The 1091-nt window shown below is 46.2% G+C and carries 1 protein-coding gene; it reads right to left on the bottom strand.

From position 1 onward, the window contains the following. Window positions 1-1091 (bottom strand): Sua5/YciO/YrdC/YwlC family protein (locus tag A3763_RS19255; RefSeq protein WP_197482984.1); only part of this gene is annotated, 1091 nt, incomplete at both ends.

Below are 1091 nucleotides of genomic sequence, written 5' to 3'. Positions count from 1 at the left end.
TTATTAGGGGCGAGTTGCTTTTCTGCGAGTTCTTTTCAGCGAAGTGAGTACTTACATAATCTGGGTGAAGGTCTGCGCAGTATTGATCAATCCTATTGCCAAAAAGGTGTTGATAATGGGCGATGTTAGCCTGGAAACGGCGGAAGTTCTCTGGCTTGTCTAACTCGCCATGATAGGGCGATATATAGGCTTTATCGCCTTGAGTTAAGCAGAAGGTATTCTTTAAATGGGCCCCACAAGCAAGAGAGTGAGCTTGCTTATCTAACAAAGCTATCGAGGTGGGAACGATCCCGCGAGAGCGTCTGATTAGTGCTTTGGGTTCACCTGCCTGAATGACTGAGTCATCAGACGGCGCGAGAATATCACGGTCGTTTAGCAAGGCGAAGTCAGCTAATGAGGCAAGTTGCTCGATGCACTTGTCGTTGTCATAAACTATGGGTTCATCAGGAAGGTTGGCGCTGGTCACGAGTAGTTGATAGTTTTGTGCTTCTTCAAGCCAATTTATTCCTTTTGGCCTGCCAAGCAGGGCATGAAAAATTAGATAATGAAGCGGGGTATAAGGCAACATGCAGCCCAAGTCACTTAGGTTCGGTGCGAGCCAATCTTCCTCTTCTTGCTTAGAGTCAGGCTTTAAAGTTCTTTTCTTAGGCAGAAGTACAATCGGTGCGTGAGAAGAATTCAGCTCGTGAAGGCTTGCTCTGTCTAGCTCGACTATGGGCTCAAGTGAAGGCGTATTCAAGGCCATGAGGGCAAAGGGTTTATCAGGGCGTTGCTTAACTTTTCTTAGCCGCTTAATACTCTCAGAATTTTTGGCATCGCAAATTAAGTGGAAACCACCGATGCTTTTTATAGCAATAATAGCGCCTTGCTTTAATTGTTCGGCGCAAAAATCGATTAGTGCCTGATTCTGTTCTAGAGGCAAACGAATACCTTTCTTATCGACTAGCGCTAATTGTGGTCCACAGTCATTGCAGGCATTGGTTTGCGAGTGGAAGCGTTTGGCATTTGAGGGAGTGGAATATTCGTGCTGACAGGTACTACACATGTCGAACTTTGCCATACTGGTGTTGTCTCGGTCGTAGGGCAGATCG

Source organism: Oleiphilus sp. HI0128 (assembly GCF_001635365.1).
This window is presented reverse-complemented; position numbering and strand designations above follow the sequence as displayed.